The 17,722-nt window shown below is 45.7% G+C and carries 11 protein-coding genes; 5 read left to right on the top strand and 6 right to left on the bottom strand.

Features of this window, described 5'->3' with window-relative positions; genetic code table 11:
• Nucleotide 1 precedes the first annotated feature (1 nt).
• From ONT18_RS11735 to ONT18_RS11745, 3 genes are read right to left on the bottom strand one after another with little or no spacing between them, the layout of a single operon-like run.
• Nucleotides 2-1,636, bottom strand: coding sequence for an alpha/beta hydrolase (locus ONT18_RS11735; protein ID WP_264905744.1), 1,635 nt, complete (start codon nt 1,634-1,636; stop codon nt 2-4).
• 23 nt (nt 1,637-1,659) lie between these two features.
• Nucleotides 1,660-3,234, bottom strand: coding sequence for a RagB/SusD family nutrient uptake outer membrane protein (locus tag ONT18_RS11740; protein ID WP_264905746.1), 1,575 nt, complete (start codon nt 3,232-3,234; stop codon nt 1,660-1,662).
• Between the two features lie 39 nt (nt 3,235-3,273).
• A complete protein-coding gene (locus tag ONT18_RS11745) occupies nt 3,274-6,339 on the bottom strand; it encodes a SusC/RagA family TonB-linked outer membrane protein (RefSeq protein ID WP_264905747.1) in 3,066 nt (1,021 codons plus the stop codon).
• Nucleotides 6,340-6,602: 263 nt separating this feature from the next.
• Between ONT18_RS11745 and ONT18_RS11750 the strand changes: the two genes are divergently transcribed.
• The 4 genes from ONT18_RS11750 to ONT18_RS11765 all read left to right on the top strand — a co-directional run bounded on the left by ONT18_RS11750 (nt 6,603) and on the right by ONT18_RS11765 (nt 11,926).
• Nucleotides 6,603-7,430, top strand: coding sequence for a ligand-binding sensor domain-containing protein (locus ONT18_RS11750; protein ID WP_264905748.1), 828 nt, complete (start codon nt 6,603-6,605; stop codon nt 7,428-7,430).
• On the top strand, nt 7,381-10,635 hold the full coding sequence (locus ONT18_RS11755) for a response regulator (RefSeq protein WP_264905750.1): 3,255 nt from the start codon (nt 7,381-7,383) through the stop codon (nt 10,633-10,635). Before ONT18_RS11750 ends, ONT18_RS11755 begins: the two co-directional genes overlap by 50 nt.
• 86 nt (nt 10,636-10,721) lie before the next feature.
• Nucleotides 10,722-11,096, top strand: coding sequence for a RidA family protein (locus tag ONT18_RS11760; protein WP_006848032.1), 375 nt, complete (start codon nt 10,722-10,724; stop codon nt 11,094-11,096).
• Nucleotides 11,097-11,149: 53 nt separating this feature from the next.
• The gene (locus ONT18_RS11765; RefSeq protein ID WP_264905751.1) at nt 11,150-11,926 is read left to right on the top strand and encodes an ABC transporter ATP-binding protein; all 777 of its coding nucleotides are present in this window, start codon (nt 11,150-11,152) and stop codon (nt 11,924-11,926) included.
• 461 nt (nt 11,927-12,387) lie between these two features.
• Here ONT18_RS11765 and ONT18_RS11770 read toward each other — a convergent pair whose 3' ends face one another.
• Complete coding sequence (locus tag ONT18_RS11770) at nt 12,388-14,223, bottom strand: VapE domain-containing protein (RefSeq protein ID WP_264905752.1); 1,836 nt, start codon at nt 14,221-14,223, stop codon at nt 12,388-12,390.
• 152 nt (nt 14,224-14,375) lie between these two features.
• Nucleotides 14,376-14,828, bottom strand: coding sequence for a DUF6078 family protein (locus ONT18_RS11775; protein ID WP_118081702.1), 453 nt, complete (start codon nt 14,826-14,828; stop codon nt 14,376-14,378).
• 637 nt (nt 14,829-15,465) lie between these two features.
• Between ONT18_RS11775 and ONT18_RS11780 the strand changes: the two genes are divergently transcribed.
• A complete protein-coding gene (locus ONT18_RS11780) occupies nt 15,466-16,815 on the top strand; it encodes an ATP-binding protein (protein ID WP_264905753.1) in 1,350 nt (449 codons plus the stop codon).
• A 63-nt stretch (nt 16,816-16,878) separates the two neighbouring features.
• On the opposite strand, the gene ONT18_RS11785 is transcribed toward ONT18_RS11780, so the two are convergent.
• Complete coding sequence (locus tag ONT18_RS11785) at nt 16,879-17,718, bottom strand: LytR/AlgR family response regulator transcription factor (protein WP_118065188.1); 840 nt, start codon at nt 17,716-17,718, stop codon at nt 16,879-16,881.
• Between the last annotated feature and the right edge of the window lie 4 nt (nt 17,719-17,722).

Below are 17,722 nucleotides of genomic sequence, written 5' to 3' on the forward strand. Positions count from 1 at the left end.
ATTATTGCCACACCTCACCCAACTTTTTCATAATTTTAGGCGTGCATGCAACCCAGAAGGGCCAGTCGTGTGTACCAGCGCGAGTGATGTATTCGTTAGGCACCTTATTGGCATCAAGGGCCTGTTTGAAAGAGCCAGCCGACTGAAAGAGAAAATCTTCAGTACCTATCTCGATAGTGATGCCCGGCAGTTTCGATACATCGGCCTTGCTCAACAGATCATATAGGTTAGGAGCGCCATCAATGTAGGTGGCGGGGCTGCAAGCATATACATACGAGAACATTTCGGGATGCAGCAAACCATAATAAAGCGATCCAAAGCCACCCATCGACAGGCCACCAATGGCACGCGAGGCACGGTCTTTCTTTACAGCATAGAGGTTCTCAACCGTAGGCAAGAACTCAGTGAAGAAGTAGGTCATATATTTTATATCATTGCCATTATAGTTGTCGCAATAAAAATTATCGCCACCACAGTCGGGGCAAATCACAATCATCTCAGGAGCTGTGCCATCGCTGGCCGCAGTCGAGGCATTAACGTTTATCTTTCCACCATTCAGCCAATCGTTATTGCTACCATTAGCGCCATGCAGCATATACAGCACTGGATATTCTTTGCTTTTATCATAGCCTTTCGGCAAATACACCGAATATTTCATAGTGCGACCTAGCACCGTGCTCTTAATGGTTTGGTCGCGCAGCTCGGTGCCCGTAGCCTGCATTAACGAAGCAAACTTAACTGAGAAGCTGCCCGTGGTGCTGGTGGTTTTTCCATCGGCAGTAGTGGTACCCAGGTCCTTAGCCACAAGGTTGAACAGAGCGGCACCCTCACTGCTCATGGCAGTAGAGACCTCTATCTGTCCTGAGGTGATATATTGCTTCACGCCACTGGCATCTACATAATAGCTACCGCCAGCCACGTTATAGGCGGGATTCACCCAACCGTTGTCGCACAGCCAAGCATCATGGGCATTGCCTTGCACAGTATAGGTACCAACTATACCTGTAGCCGTATTGCCCGAAGCATTAATAAGATCGAGGTAAAGGGTGGTAGCCCCCTCGGGCGATGTTACGCTAACCGAATATTTTGTTACACCAGGGAACACGGTGGTCTGACCCGTAGCCCAATCGTACGATGTAACTGGCTGCTCGTCTATCATCATCATATAGCCCGATGCCTCTGGGTCATCTACTCCCACCTCGAATGTCAAATTGCCATGGTAATCGAGTTTCACACGCTTGCCAGCTTGGTTGGTGAACAAACCACTGAAATAATATACACCTCCATAGATGGTGACATCGAGGCCGCCACTCTGCATAGCCTCACCATTCACCTTTACCACACAAGTCTTATTGGCAACTTTGTTAGATACTTCATAAGTAGCAGAAGGCAAAATCCACTCGCTACTTCCGAAATTGACAGTCACATCATTGCCTTGCGCATCCTTGATATCCACGTTGAGCGACTTGATACCTTTTCCCAACTTTGTGGTGGGCTGTACGGTAGCTTCATTAGAATGACAAATCAGCATATCGCCATACACACCTTGCAAATCATCAATCGCATCATTGTTGCAGGCGGAAAAGAACAAACCTGTTACAATTAGCCCAAATATAAAGCCTAAATATTTTTTCATAATTTCGTTTCTTTAATAATGAGTTATTGAGAAATGGCCCATCCATCATTTTGTTTGATGTTAGGGTTCAGTTCTATTTCCTTGAGAGGAATAGGCAGCAACTTGTGCTTGTTCTGGAAACCATAAGAAGAGTTGGTGTAATCCCAAGTCACCCCCTTGGAGCTGAAGTTAGGAATTTGCTTGCCCTGTGTGCCAAGAGCAGCCTCAGCATCACCCCAGCGCACCAAGTCTTGATAGCGGACAGATTCCAAGCAAAGTTCCAAGCGCTTCTCTGTCTTGATGTCATCCAAGGTTACGCTCTGCAAAGGAGTCTCCTTGGCACGTTCACGAATCTGGTTGATGTCATCGAGAGCCTTGTCTGGCTGACCAGCCTGTAAGTTAGCCTCGGCAGCCAACAGCAACACCTCTGCATAACGCATGATGCGACGGTCGGTATACTGAAATCCCTGAAAATAAGATGCATCCATGATACAGTCAGATTTCAACTGGCGATTCTTGAACATAAGATATCCCTCACATCCATAGACAGCCATACCTGGCGAAACTTTTGCGCCATATTCTGCCATTTGGCTTTCATTCAGCATCGTATGCTTGAGGCGATAACCATCAGGACCTTCAGCCTTAACAAAAGCATCGTACAAGGACTTACGAGGATTCAAGAATCCGTATGTACCCTGGGCAATTTCGTTGGCAGCAGTACCGCTCATACTGAAATAGGCTGTACGCCATCCCTGCATCAAGAAGGTCATGTCAAATTGGCTCCAAGTTTGCTCTTGGTCGTTGCGCCACTGGAGTTCGAGCATAGACTCACAGTTGTTGTTGTTGACGGCATGAAACTGCATGTCATAGTCGCCACGGAAGAGGTCGTACTTCTTGGAATCCACCACCTCATTGAGTACGGATGCAGCCTCCTGATACTTTTTCTGGAAGAGATAAGCCTTGCCCAAATAAGCCTTTGCCACTTCCTGGGTAACACGCATACCCGTCTCCTGATCGTCCTTGTTCTTCTTGGAAGGAAGTGCATTCATGCTGATGGCATCATTTAGGTCTGACTCTACAGCTGTCCAAAGAGCCTCAGGTGTGCTGTTGCCTTGGCGATATTCACCTGGTTCCAACAAATGATCTACGAGAGGAGCTGTACCCCACAAAGTGACAAGTTCGAAGTTTGCCCAAGCACGGAAGAACTTTGCCTCTGCGATGGCACGTTTCTTGACAGGAGTGTCGTTTGCCACCTTCTCAATGACCAAGTTAGACTGGTAAATCAATCCATACAAGCCAGAGAACACACCTTGTATCATGCCATTGTCTGTGCCATAGGTATATTCGTTCAACTGCTCTAAGGAGGTGTTGTCGCCACGCTGACCACCACCGCACCATACATCGTCAGAAAGGAGATTCTTGGTAAAGAACCAGTTGTAATACAATCCTTTCAGGCTGGAATACATGGAAGCCACAGCTTGCTCTGTCTGTTCATCAGTCTGGTAGAAATCATCCTGGCCGCCCATGTTTCCATGTTTCGCTATGTCGAGTCTGCTCTCACAACCGGCAAACAAAGCTGCCACTACGAGGAGCAAGCTATATATGATATTCTTTCTCATAATACGCTAAATCATTAATAGATGAATAATTTGTATTGTCTAAAATTCCAAGTTGAAACCCATGACGACTTTCTTTGCCATAGGATAAGCACCCTTGTCGATGCCCATACCACTGGTGGCATTGGCTGAAGCCTCTGGGTCGAAGCCTGGATACTTGGTGATGGTGAAGAAATCATCAAGTGATACATAAAGGCGAAGGCTGTTGATAGCCACCTTCTTTAAGAGATGCTTTGGCAAGTTGTAACCCAACTGGATTTGCTTGATTTTGAAATAAGAGCCATCATATACCATGGCACTTGAGCAAGCGTACTTATCCATGTTGTCAGCACCTGCACGTGGCTTGGTTCCATTAGGATTCTCTGGAGTCCAACGGTTGTCATAGAATACCTTTTTCAACTTGTTGACCATCTGATAGTCAGGGCGGTTGATACAGTTGAAAATCTTATTGCCAGAAGCTCCACTACCGAAGAGGGTAAAGTCGAAGCCCTTATAGGCCGCTGTCAAGGTGATACCATAGGTGAAGTTAGGAATGGCATTGCCGATGTCGGTCAAGTCACCATCTGAGATGTCACCACTGTTGTCCAAGTCGGCAAATTGAGGATTACCAGTCTCTGGATCAACGCCAGTGAACTTATAGCCACGGAAGTAATAAACAGGATAGCCCTGCTCAAAATAGGTGATGGTGTAAGTATGGAAGTTAGAACCTGGCAAACGAGTGATGGAAGGGTCGATGTAAGTTACCTCGTTCTTCAAGGTAGCGAGGTTGCCACGGATGCCATAGCTGAAGTCGCCGATATTGTCACGCCAACCCAACTCAAACTCGAAACCCTTGTTGCTTACATTACCTGCATTCATTGGAGAGGTGGTACCACCGATAACCAATGATGGGGTTGTGCCGTTTACCAACAAGTCCTTGGTTTTCTTGGTGAAGTAGTCGATGCTGAAGTTCATGCGTCCCTTAAACAAGAGACCGTCGATACCGAAGTTGGTCTGCTCAGAAGTCTCCCACTTCAGTTTATCGTTACCCATACTAGATGGACTAACAGACGTTGTATAATTATTACCAGGAACTAACGGATAAAAGCTACCCTGCGCCATATCGGTGCTGTAACGATAACCGCCCAAGGCAGCTAAACTACCATTCTGACCCCAGCTGGCTCTCAACTTCAAGCTCGTAACCACGTCACGCAAAGGAGCAAAGAATTTCTCCTCGGAGATAGTCCAACCAGCAGATACAGCAGGGAAATATCCCCAACGATTGGTAGATGGCAACTTAGATAAGTCGGCAGCATCTGCACGGAGAGAAGCCTGCAAATAATAGCGGTTCATGTAATCATAACTCAAACGTCCGAAGTAAGAGTACTTGGCAGAGCGAGTTTTTTCACCAGCGACACCCTTGGTGGCAGAGGCAGAAGCATAGTTGAGGAAGAAGAACAACGGATTATTTTTCTTGACTGCGTCCTCTTTGTTTGCAGCCAACTGACCACTTACATAATCGTAGGTAGATTCTTGGAAAGAGATACCTGCCATGGCATTGATGGTATGCTCGCCAAACTTCTTCATGTAGTTGGCAAAGTTCTCCCATTGATAATAGATGGAAGTATTGGATTGGGCACTATAGTCCACGAAATCGCGAGACTGTGTAACGTTGCCATAGAAAGGAAGTGAAGCCGAAGAACTGCGAGCACCAGAGAGACGATAGCCCAAACGAGAGGTGAACACAAAGCCCTTGAATGGCTTGAAGTCGGCATAGATAGAACCATTGACATTGAATCCACTGTTGCGAGATATGCCATTGTCACGCATGATGAATGGGTTGTATTGCTCACCTGCATAGAAAGCAGACACACCATAGTAGTTACCATTGGCGTCTGTCAAGAGGTGCTTGCCATTGGCCAAAGCTTTTGCCATGTGGGCTGGGAGATTATCTGGAGCATAGGTGACAGGAGTCAAAGGATCCATCTGAAGCACAGCTGTCAACATGCCACCATACTCATTGCTCTCAGAAACAGAGCGAACATTATATTTTTCAATCTGATTGGTTGTACCCACCTTGAGCCAAGGCTTGATCTGATATTCCGCATTGATGGTAGCGGTCATACGGCGATAAACGTCATTATCGCCTTTTACCATACCATTATTATCAAGATAGGTGAGAGAAAGGTAATAGTTGCCGTTCTGGTTACCACCATTGAAACCTATGTTATGCTTCTGCATGTGTCCCTTGCCATAGATGGCATCTACCCAAGAGGTATTGGTCTTGCCATCCCAGTTCTTGAAGAGGTAATCCTCTGTGAAAGTCTTGCCTTCCTTCATATATTGGATATACTCCTCTGCATTCATGAGCTTGGGCACCTTGGCTAAGCTTTCTGTGGTGTACTGAAAATCATAGGTGATTCTGCCTGAGCCCACTGCACCTTTCTTGGTGGTGATGAGTACAACACCATTACCAGCCTCCGCACCATAGATGGCAGCTGAGGCTGCATCCTTCAACACTTCCATGGAAGCAATATCGTTAGGGTCAAGACCACTGATATCACCCAAGCGTACACCATCTACTACGTAGAGTGGGTCGGAAGAAACGTTGGAAGAGTAACCGCGAATACGAATGGTTGGAGAGGAACCTGGGGCAGATGATGATGAGATGACCTGTACACCTGCTGTTTTACCTTGCAAGGCAGCCTTGGCATTAGTGATGGTACGATTCTCGATATCTTCTTTCTTCACCTGAGAGATGGCACCTGTTACAGAACTCTTCTTCTGAACGCCATAGCCCACAACTACCACATCGTCGAGCACCTTGTTGTCTTCATGTAATGTAATCTTAAGCTTGGAAGAGTTGGCTAAGACCTCTTTATTCTTATAGCCAAGATAAGAGAAGATAAGGGTCTTACCTTTTTGCACCTGGATCGTAAAGTTACCATCCATATCAGTTACAGCGCCACCCTTGTTGTCTCCCTGCACACGCACGGTAACACCAATCAAAGGGTCGGCATTTTGGTCAACTACGAGACCAGCGACTTTCATCAGTTCCTGCGCCAAGGCAGCAGAACCGGAAATCATCAATAAGAACACGAAGGTTAGAAACCTTCTGTAATCATTCATTTTCCTCATAGGTTTTTCTCATTTAAGATAATACTTTATTTATTAAGCTTATATTCTTGTAAATCTGTTAATTGTTTACGGTTGCAAAGGTAGTACTTTTTATCATACACCTTTTTCTAACTTGTTTTCTTGTGTTACGTTTTTGTTCAAAATGGGGTTTTCTATATGTTCAAAAACTTGCTTATTTGTTTAAAAAGCCTTATAATCTTTGTATATATCAGGGTTTTATAGTACTTTTGCAGCTACAATCAAAACCATCGATTATGAAACGAACAAAGGTATTTTATAACGCACTCATTCTCTTGGCAACCCTTCTTCTTACTGCTTGCCAGGACCAAAAAGACAGCCCCGTAGTTTCTTCACCTGAGAAGAACCTCGTCCTGTCTGAACATATCTCCAACCAAAAGGTGAAGAGCATCTGCGAAGACAGATACGGACAAATCTGGATAGGTACCTTCCGTGGTCTCAACAAGTATGATGGCAACCAGTATCACCAATACTACTGCGTGGACGATTCACTGGGATTGCCCGACAACAATATTACCCACATTTACCGTGACTCCCACAACCGACTCTGGGTAGCCACCGTCAATGGTGTATGCCTATACCAGGCCAATGGCAATTTCAAGCGAGTAAGTATCAATGGCACTAACAAGAACATCGAAAAAATCCTAGAAGACAAGGAGGGAAGAATCTTCTTCTTCACGATGACAGACCTATATCAATATGACGAAAATACCAACACTGCCATCATCAAGCTCTCCAAAATGCTGGAGAAGAACAGCTATCATATCTCTTGCCATATAGACCGAAAAGATGTGATGTGGATTGTTACCCCTTACTCTGTCAAGGGGTATCGCACCCAAGATCTCAAACTTATCGCCCAAAGCCCAGTACAGAGTTATCCCATCGCCTCTTTTCTCCTCGATGGGCATCAGCTCTACATCTCTGGCTACAATGGAATGCAGCTCTTTGATACGGATACCAGGAAATGGGGGGGGTCTCCCTGCAGCATTGCAAGGCTTGCAAATCCCCAACGACATGGTCAACTACATCCATCCGTATGGCGCAAAAGGCAACCTTCTGCTTAGCACCACCAAGCACGGATTATTCTATTTCAATGCCCAGGAGGGAACCATCCTGCCACAAAGCGACAAGAAATTCCCATTCGAAGTGCCTGATATGCAAGTCAACAAGATATTAACCGACTCCAAGGGCAACCTTTGGCTCGGGTCTGAAGACGATGGCGTAAAAACCATCTATAGATACAAGGATATGTTTAACAGCATGCCTGCCCTTCAACGTGCCATCGGCAAACAGTCCGTACTCTCCGTAGCTGCCGACAGGAATCATCACCTTTGGATTTCTACCAAGAAGAACGGACTCTATATGTATGACTTGCAAACCCAGCAACTCAAGAACATACCGATGATTTCCTATAGCAACGGCAACAGGAAGAATACCACCACCAACATCTTTGTGGATAGCAGCAATCATCTATGGCTAGCCAATGGCGACCATGTGGCAAAGTGCCAATACGATGGCACCCATCTCAACAAGGTAGCCTCCTACCCTTGCTTCATGCCTATGGACATCAGCCAAGATGCAAAGGGTAACATCTGGGTATCCACGGCATCCGTCAACATCTACTGCATTTCAGCACAAAGTGGAGAGATGACCAAAAAACAACTCTTCCCTACCACTTTCTGCTTCATTCCTAGCATCATGCGCTTGCAGAATGGCAACATGCTCATATCTGCCTTCTACAAACCTATCCTGGAAATGAATGGAAACAACTTCGATGTCCAAGAGTTTAAAGTGAATCCGGATGACTGGAAGAAGTGCATCAAGCGAAGTGCGTATATCCCTACCAAGAACTATCAAGACCGCAAGGGCAACATCTGGTTGGGTACAGTTACCAACGGACTCTTGAAGTATGACGCAAAGAGCCGCAGGCTGACCACCATAGCAGGAATTTCCTGCTCCGACATTTCCAGCATCGAGGAAGATAGAGATGGAAACATTTGGGTCAGTACGCTGTATGGACTCAACAAGATAGATGGAAAAACAGAAAAGGTAACCACCTACAACGAGGCTGACGGTGTGAAAGGCTTCCAATTCTACGATAGGGCATCGTGTAAGCTATCAGATGGAACACTCATCTTCGGCGGTACCCAAGGACTCACCATCTTCAATCCGCAAAACGTAAACACGAACCAACAGATAAGTCTGCTTTTCGAAACACTCAAGGTACATAATGAGATTATGCTTCCTGGCAAAAATGGATGCATCGAGGAGAGCATGGAAGAATCACCCCATATCCACCTAAGCTACAAACAAAACAGCTTCAGCATCGCCTTTTCTGCCATCGACTACAGCGACTACAAGCACATCCATTACTTCTACCAAATGGCAGGATTCGACAATACATGGATTGATGCAGGCAATAACAACGAGGCGTACTACTCTAATCTGCCAGCTGGCAACTATACCTTCAAGGTCAAGATGGTAGGCAACGACTCCAACAATATCATCGCCGAAAAAAGCATACAGGTAAGCATCGCCCCTGAGCCTTGGAACTCTTGGTGGGCATGGTGCCTATACCTTATTATAATGGGATGCGTCGGCTTCGTGATCTATCGGCAGAAGATGCGCATCAGCATCGAGAAGAACATGGTTCAAAAGGCTAAGGATGAGAAGGAGCAGGAACTGCGCATCAACAAGATGAACATGAGTTTCTTCGCTAATATCTCGCATGAGTTCCGGACACCACTCACCATGATTTCGGGACCAGTGGAACAACTCTGCGAAAGTGAAAGCATCAACAAGCACGACAAGTTGCTATTGAACATCATCAACCGAAGCGTGGATAGAATGCTGAGACTCGTCAACCAGTTGCTCGACTTCAACAAGTTGGAGAACGACACACTCCGCTTGCACGTCAAGCAAACCGATATTATCACCGAGATGAAACGCATCATGGACCTCTTCATCGTGAATACAGAGGAGAAAGGTATCACCTTGAACTGTCACGGCCTGGAAGGTTCCTACCTGATGCTTCTGGATTCCGACAAACTGGAAAAGATTATCAACAACCTGATGTCCAACGCCATGAAGTTTACCCCTCGTGGCGGTAAGATAGATGTATCTTTCGACACCGGTACCACTAACAAGGGAGAACAGATTATCACCATCACGGTGGCTGATACAGGCAAGGGAATCCCACAGAATGAGGTGGAGAATATCTTCAAGCGATATTATCAGTTGAACAACCAGTCCACAGGCACCATCAACTGGGGTACTGGCATCGGACTCTACTATGCCCGCAGCCTAGCCGTCCTTCACCATGGCGATTTAAAGGCGGGCAATCGCAAGGACTGCCAGGGAGCCATCTTCACCGTTACCCTGCCTACCGATGAGAGCCTCTATGCCGCCAACGAGAAAGCCCTTTTGGAGCAAGACCAGAAGATGGCTTTTCCACTGCACGACAGTCAGAAAGTGGCAGACAAGGTAAGTCAAGATAACAGTACAGACAACCGTCCGAAAATACTCATCGTAGATGACGACACCGAAGTGGTGCATTATCTTCGTACCCTCCTGGCATCATCCTATCGCATCATCTATCGTTTCGATGCCGAGAGTGCCCTGAAGGCGACAAGGGAGGAAGAACCTAGCCTCATCCTCAGCGATGTGGTGATGCCGGGAATGAGCGGCTATAATCTCTGCAAGGAAATCAAGCAAGACATCCAACTCTGCCATATCCCAGTCATCCTGGTAACGGCAAAGACCACCACCGAAAACCAAGTGGAGGGACTGAACAGCGGAGCAGATGCCTACGTTACCAAACCGTTCACCCCAAAGGTCCTCCTGGCAATGATCAACTCGCAACTCACCAACCGCGAGAAGACCAAGACCATCCTGACCAACGCCACGGAGACCGACAAGAACGTGGAGGAAGTACTGTCGCCACAAGACAAACTCTTTATGGATGAACTCTATCATATGATGGAGCAGGAACTGGCCAACTCGGAACTGGATGTCAACAAGGTAACGAAACTGATGCACATCTCCCGCACAAAGCTCTACTACAAGGTCAAGGGACTCACAGGAGAGAATCCAAGCGTCTTCTTCAAGACCTATAAGCTCAATCGTGCCGCCACCCTCATCGTGGAAGGCAAGTACAACATCTCGGAGATTGCCTACATGACGGGATTCAACACCCTCTCCCACTTCTCAACCAGCTTCAAGAAGCAATTTGGATGTACACCGAGCGAATATAGTAAGAAAACTTATTAAATTTTGATGCGAAACAGGCCTATTATGGGAAAAAATGCTTATCTTTGCATCTAGATTGATTTAATAATAGAAAAATAAAATAAATTATGAACGCAATTCACACAGACAATGCGCCTGCAGCTATCGGTCCATATAGCCAGGCTATCGAAGTAAATGGTTTTGTTTTTGCATCGGGTCAGATTCCTATCGACCCTGCAACAGGCAATTTCGTAGAAGGCGGCATCAAGGAGCAGACTCGCCAGAGCCTCACCAACGCCCAGAACATCCTGAAGGCAGCAGGTACCGACCTTTCTCATGTGGTTAAGACTACAGTTTATCTGAACAGCATGGACGATTTCGCAGCCATGAACGAGGTTTATGCCGAGTTCTTCAGCCAGCCATATCCAGCCCGTTCTGCCGTAGCTGTAGAGAAGTTGCCAAAGGGCGCCCTCGTAGAGGTTGAGGTTTTGGCAGCCAAGTAATTCTTCCTCTTTTCTATCAGGAAGTAAACATTCAAGGTGAAAATATTCTTTAGATGGTATCAAGCATTACATTAAAGAATCTGATTATAGGCTATCGTTCGAAGCACCAGCTCCGGGCGATAGCCTCACCTGTTCATGCCTCGCTCCAAGCCGGTGAACTGACCTGTCTCATCGGAGCCAACGGAGTGGGCAAATCTACCTTACTCAGAACTTTAGCCGGATTTCAGCCCGCACTTGATGGCGAAATTCTGATTCAAGACAAATCTCTTTCCGATTTCTCTGCCCAGGAACTCGCCAGAGAAATCAGCATCGTTCTCACATCGAAGACAGACCATGCCCAGCTCTCAGCAGAAGAGATTGTTGGCATAGGCCGTTCTCCCTATACCGGTTTCTGGGGCACATTATCTGCTGCCGACAAGCAGATTGTTGCTTCTGCTCTTCAGGAAACGGGCATTCAGAATCTAGCCCAGAGAAACATCAGCGAACTGAGCGATGGTGAGCGTCAGAAGGTAATGATAGCCAAAGCCTTGGCGCAGCAAACCCGCATCATCATCCTGGACGAGCCTACCGCCTTCCTCGATTTCCCCAGCAAGATAGAAACCCTACAGATGCTCAGCCGTCTGGCGCACGAACAGCATAAATCCATATTACTGTCAACCCATGACGTAGAGTTGGCGCTCCAGCTCTCCGACCGTCTCTGGCTGATGGAAGAAAGCCGTTTCTCTATCGGCACTCCTAAAGAACTGGCTGCCGATGGTTCCTTATCCAGATTCATCAATCGTGACGGCATCCGATTCAACAAGGATTCCCTCCGCATCGAAATCAAATGAGTTTTCGTAATTGATTTTTTCTATGGTTGCACGCAAGCACATGAAGAAAAAATCTCAAGTGGCTCAGTTTGCTAACTCAAGTGGCTCAATCTGCTAACTCAAGTAGTTCAGTCAGCGAGTTCAGACGTCTCAGTTAGTTAATGCAGACGTCTCGGTAAGCCTACGGATACGGCTCCGTTAGCCTACGCAGCCATATCTGTAACCCGATGCAGTCATATTCGTAACCCAGCGCAGCCATATTCGTAACCCAACGCAGCCATATTCGTAGCCCAACGCAGCCATATTCGTAACCCAACGCAGCCATATTCGTGAATAAGTTTTAGATAATTATCTATCATCCATCACGATTTACATACACCACGCACATTAATACACTAATATACAGATACTTAAATAGCGTGATAGATACTCCGAAAACGGGAATATCCATCACGCTATCCATCACGATTTGGGGTTATCCATCACGATTTTCTCACTACCAGATACCGCATTCCGTCGTTGAAACGCTTGCGATGGATGGTTGGCATCTGAGAAAGCTTGCGGCCGAAGGCTATGAGACTGTTCAACTTCAACGATGAACCGATGTGACTCTTCAGCTCCTGGAAAATCTCGGCTGCCGTAAGATACTCGCCCTGTTCGGCATTATCGGTCAGGTCGAAATAGAGATCGAAATACTGGTCTACCGGCGAAACTACCTCAAACTTCCTGTTGTTTGCCATGATCAACCGGGTTTGTTCCGCATCAAAATAAGTCTTCTCGCCTGCCCGTAATGCAGAAAGCGCCTGAGCATAGAGCTGTTCATAATTCGGACGCTGACTCACATCGATAGGCCCCGTGAGCTCTACACCCAGAAACCGGCGATTACCGGAAGGATCGGAGAGGATATCCTCCATATTGCTCGTGGCGATAAAAGATGCCATTCTCGGAAACTCCTGAACATGACTGCCATACGGAGGCTTTATCTTGACACTCGGCAACTGGATGATATTCTTCAGGAATCCCTGCTGCACCTGAGGAGAAATCTGGTTGAACTCATCCAGATTGATGACCAGCGACTGGCACATCGCCTGAAGCACCTGCCGTTTCTCTGACAATACGAGATTATCATTATACCCCCATTGCAACTCCGGCGGAACCAGAGACCGGCAGAAAGTACTCTTGTTGTAGCCCTGCTTGGAAATGAGAAGTGGTGCCACAGAGTTGCCGTATTTGCGATGACTGTAAGCACGCCACTGGTCAACCATCGCCAGGAACCAGGTATAGAACCAATCCTCCCAATAAGGATTATCAGTAGGCACCGTGCGCGCCAAGGCACGGATATGATCCTTACCGTCCCACTTCCCCTCACACTTGAACAGGAAGTTTTCTACAGGATTATAGGTAGAAAGAAGATCCGACTCCAGATAATTGCGCACATCCTTGATACTCACACGGATGTTGGCGAGCTGTACCTCCAGCGTCATACGCTTCTGCACACGAGCATCCACAGGCTGATAGCCCCAATAATCCTTTTCCTTCGGTCTATACTCTGTGCATTTCATTACCGAATTATAACGGAAATCATATTTCTTACACAGAAATCCGATCATACTCATGATATTGTCACTCAACTCCTTACGGTCGTTATCCACACCTCCGGAAGAGTGGTCAGCCTCCTTCTCATCAACGATCTCCACAGGTTTTTCTGCGCCATGAAAGACTTCATTCAACGTCAGGGGCAAGGCATCTTCACGATAATAAGGAAAAGAATCTCTTGTCATCAGAAAATCGGAAAAGATAGAAGGCTCGGGCATCTGCATCTTTGCCTTTACTAGCGTCTGATAAAGCGGAGCAAAGGTCAGGAAGGCCTGCTTGTAAATCCTGTCGGCTGCAACCTCCTCATCAGGTAACGTCCCCTTTGCCAGCGCATATTTCGCCAGAACATGCAGACTGATGCCATCGGCTCCCACAAAGGCTGCAAGAGTAGAAGGCAGACTGGCTACTTTCTGCTTGATGGCATCTGCGCCTCCATCCTCATTTATATCAACAAACGTAAGCAGCAGAACGCCGTTGTTTTTCTTCATCTTCAGGAGTCCATTCTCCGATTTCTGAAATTCTGCCGCAGGGTGAACATGCATCCAGGTTGGCATATCCTTATACCCATCATAACCATTCATGAGATAAGGTACATATTCACGGAAGTTCTCCACGGTATTCCTGGCGTCATCGTTTACGATGCGCCCCAGAAAACGTTCCAGACTCTTGGTACTTACCAGGAGCTGGTTCTTTTTATTTCTATGTGTTATGGTAAATTTCATTGTCTGTCATTTTAAAAAGTTTATCGATACGAAACAGTTTGGTTCATACCATGAAACAGTTTGGTTCAAGCGGAGAAACACTCTGTTTCACCCTGTGGAACAAACCGATACGTCGCATTCCCGCTGTGGATACATCGGCAGGGGATTGTGCTTTATTCGTAAACGAATCCGATTTCTTCTGCATAATGATCATAGGCAGGTTCCCCATAACCATATTCAGCAAAGACCTTCTTCACCTGCTCCTGCATTTCCGGCGTAAGATGTTTCTCCCCCCGATGTACACGATAATAGGTAGTACGGTTGCCCAGAACATCCATGATGCGGTACTTGATAGTCTGCATTTCGACATGTTTTACCTGGTCGTAGAGATGGGAAAATCCCCATGCTGCCTTGAACTGGTACACACGCATGAAATGAGAACAAGATGCATGGAGGTTAGCATCGGGATAAACAGCATTTCCGGCAGTAACATCATCGGGTTTGAACTTTGCCGAGATGAATCGGATGCATTCTGCTGCCCGAGGACAATCGGCATTGAAGCAGTACATCCAATGATAATCTACCAGACTTTTGATAAACGCTGGATCATTAAGATTTAATTCCATAAAAAAAATATTTAAATTAAACATTAGGTTTCGCAGTGGTTATTGCCATTGTGGAATCTGTGTTGTCAACACTCCGCAAAGATACAAAATTTTAAAGCCAGATGCAAGCTTTGTCCCGAAAACTTTCATCTTTGTCCCGAATCACGTGCATAAAAAAAGCACTTTCAGCAAGAAGATAAGCTGAAAGACGTGATGGATAAAGTCAATAAGTGATGGATAGCGTGATGGATTTTGTAAACATTTCGTCCATCTATCACGCTACACAAAAGAGGCAACCACCTCATTATCAAACGATTAAAGATTAAAAAAGAGAAAACGTGAGGGATGTGATGGATAAAATGAGAAAAAAACTTAGCGCAAGCAGAAAAAATGATTTTGCACTCAAGTTTTGCTTATTCAGAATGAGCCGATAAATGAGCCTCCATCCAATCGACAAACAGCCGAGATTAACGTAAAAAACATTAAAAACGACAAGATTCTCTGAGAAAAGCATTGCCTTATCCTAGGAAATGTGTATTTTTGCACCTACGGAAACCTAGGAAACGTGTAAAATATAAGATTACAAAACCTAGGAAACGTGTAAAATCCAACACTCTCAAAGCTAGGATACGTGCAACAACAAGAATACCAAGAAGTTATGAAACGTAAAATCTATAGTCAATTATTAGAATGGAAATCAGACGACAATGGGCAGAATGCATTGCTCATTGATGGGGCACGACGTGTCGGTAAAAGCTATATCGTAGAGGAATTTGCCAAGAACGAATACGAATCGTATATCTTGATAGACTTCAACAATACGATGCAGCAAGTATTAGATCTGTTTAGGGACTACCTATATGATCTTGATACTTTCTTTATGTACTTGCAACTCTACTTCAATGTAAAATTAACAGCGCGCAAGTCGCTCATCATCTTCGATGAAGTACAGGCTTTTCCTGAAGCGAGAGCCGCCATCAAGTATCTTGTCAAAGATGGACGATACGACTATATTGAAACAGGTTCACTTGTTTCCATCAACAAGAATGTAAAAAACATCATGATTCCATCCGAAGAGATTAGAATCAACATGTATCCGATGGATTTTGAAGAATTTCTTTGGGCAATGGACGAAGAGGCAATCATGCAACTCATCAAAAACCAATTTGCCAAGCTTAAGCCTCTTGGCCTCGACATGCATCGCAAGGCTATGACCTTATTCCGTCAATATATGATAGTAGGAGGCATGCCTAAGGCTGTAGATACCTATGTAAAGACTCGCGATTTTACAAAAGTTGATACAATAAAACGTGCGATAATAAGCCTGTATCGAAATGATATTCAGAAATACGCAGAAGGCAACGAGGTAAGAGTGACGAGCATCTTTGATCTGATTCCAAGCCAACTTCAGAAACACGAGAAGAAATTCCGCCTGTCTGAAATAAAGGCTGGTGCCAGAATGCGTGAATACGAGGGTGCTTTCTTTTGGCTGAACGAAGCTATGGTTGCAAATATCTGCTACGGAGCAACAGAGCCAAACATCGGGCTTAATCTCAAGTTGGAAAACTCGAGCTTGAAATGTTACATGGCAGATACAGGTTTGCTAATCAGTATGGCTTTTGACGAGAATCGAATCATGCAGGAATCACTTTACAAGAAACTGATGATGGACAAGCTGGAAGTAAACGAAGGGATGCTTGTAGAGAATATCGTAGCACAGATGTTGAAGGCAAAGGGGCACAAGCTGTTTTTCTATTCCAACTATTCACGTGAGGCAGAAGACAGAATGGAAATCGACTTTCTGATAGCGAAGCCTTCGATTACGAGCAAGCACAACATCTCGCCAATAGAGGTAAAGTCTACCAATCGTTATACCATTTCATCTTTGGAAAAGTGTGTCAGAAAGTACAAGAATTACCTATCGACTCCTTACGTCATTCACACCTCAGACTTAGCGGAAAAAGATGGGATAGTATATCTGCCACTCTATATGACACCCCTGCTATAAACAAGAACTAGAAGAGGGCGTGCAAAGACTATATCTTGCACGCTCTTTTCTTTTTTCCGATTCCTACAATATCTCCAACTGATCCTTTACCGCCTTATAGCAGCGGCGGGAAACCGTGATTTCCTCATGGTCGAAGGGAGGAGAAAAAATGCAGCGGAGCGTATAGTTCTCAATGCAGAGAAGATAATCGAGATTGATGATGCAATCCTGACGAACCTGAGCCAGAGAAGGCGACATGGAAAGGATGGTCTTTGCCGTGACCTGCCTCTTCAATTTATAAACCTGCCCATTCGACAACTTCAACTGCCAAAGATGAGTAGCCTCATCAAAAGTGCAACTGAACACATCATCGGGCTTCAACATCAATAAACCCGAAATGGTCTGAATGGCAAGACGCTTGGCTGCTGTTCCCAGCATCCCATTCATTCCCGAAAAATCCTGAGCCTTCTGAGAAGCCAAGACTGATTCAGAAGAACAGGAAGAGGACTCTGGAACGGAAGAAGCATCTTCATCCACATCATCTCCATCTTTCATTTTCTGCCGGATTCGGTCTACCACCAGTTCAAACTCATCCTGCTGATAAGGTTTCAACAGGAAATCGAAGGCAGAGGCTCTGAGCGCATCAATCATATACTTATCGAAGGCGCTGTAAAATACTACGATAAGTTCCATCGGAATTTCATCTCTCAGAGATTGCAACACCTCAAAACCCGTCTGTCCAGGCATTTCAACATCGATGAACAGCACATCGGGCTGTATGCTCATCACCAGATTCTTTGCCGATACCGCCGAAGAGGATGTGGCAATCACCTCAAAATCTTCCAGAGTTGCCAAATCATCCTGTAACCTGTGGATGCTCTGTGGTTCATCGTCCACAATCACAACCTTAATTCTATCTTGCATGTTA

It is taken from the genome of Segatella copri, from assembly GCF_026015295.1.
GTDB lineage: Bacteria > Bacteroidota > Bacteroidia > Bacteroidales > Bacteroidaceae > Prevotella > Prevotella copri_C.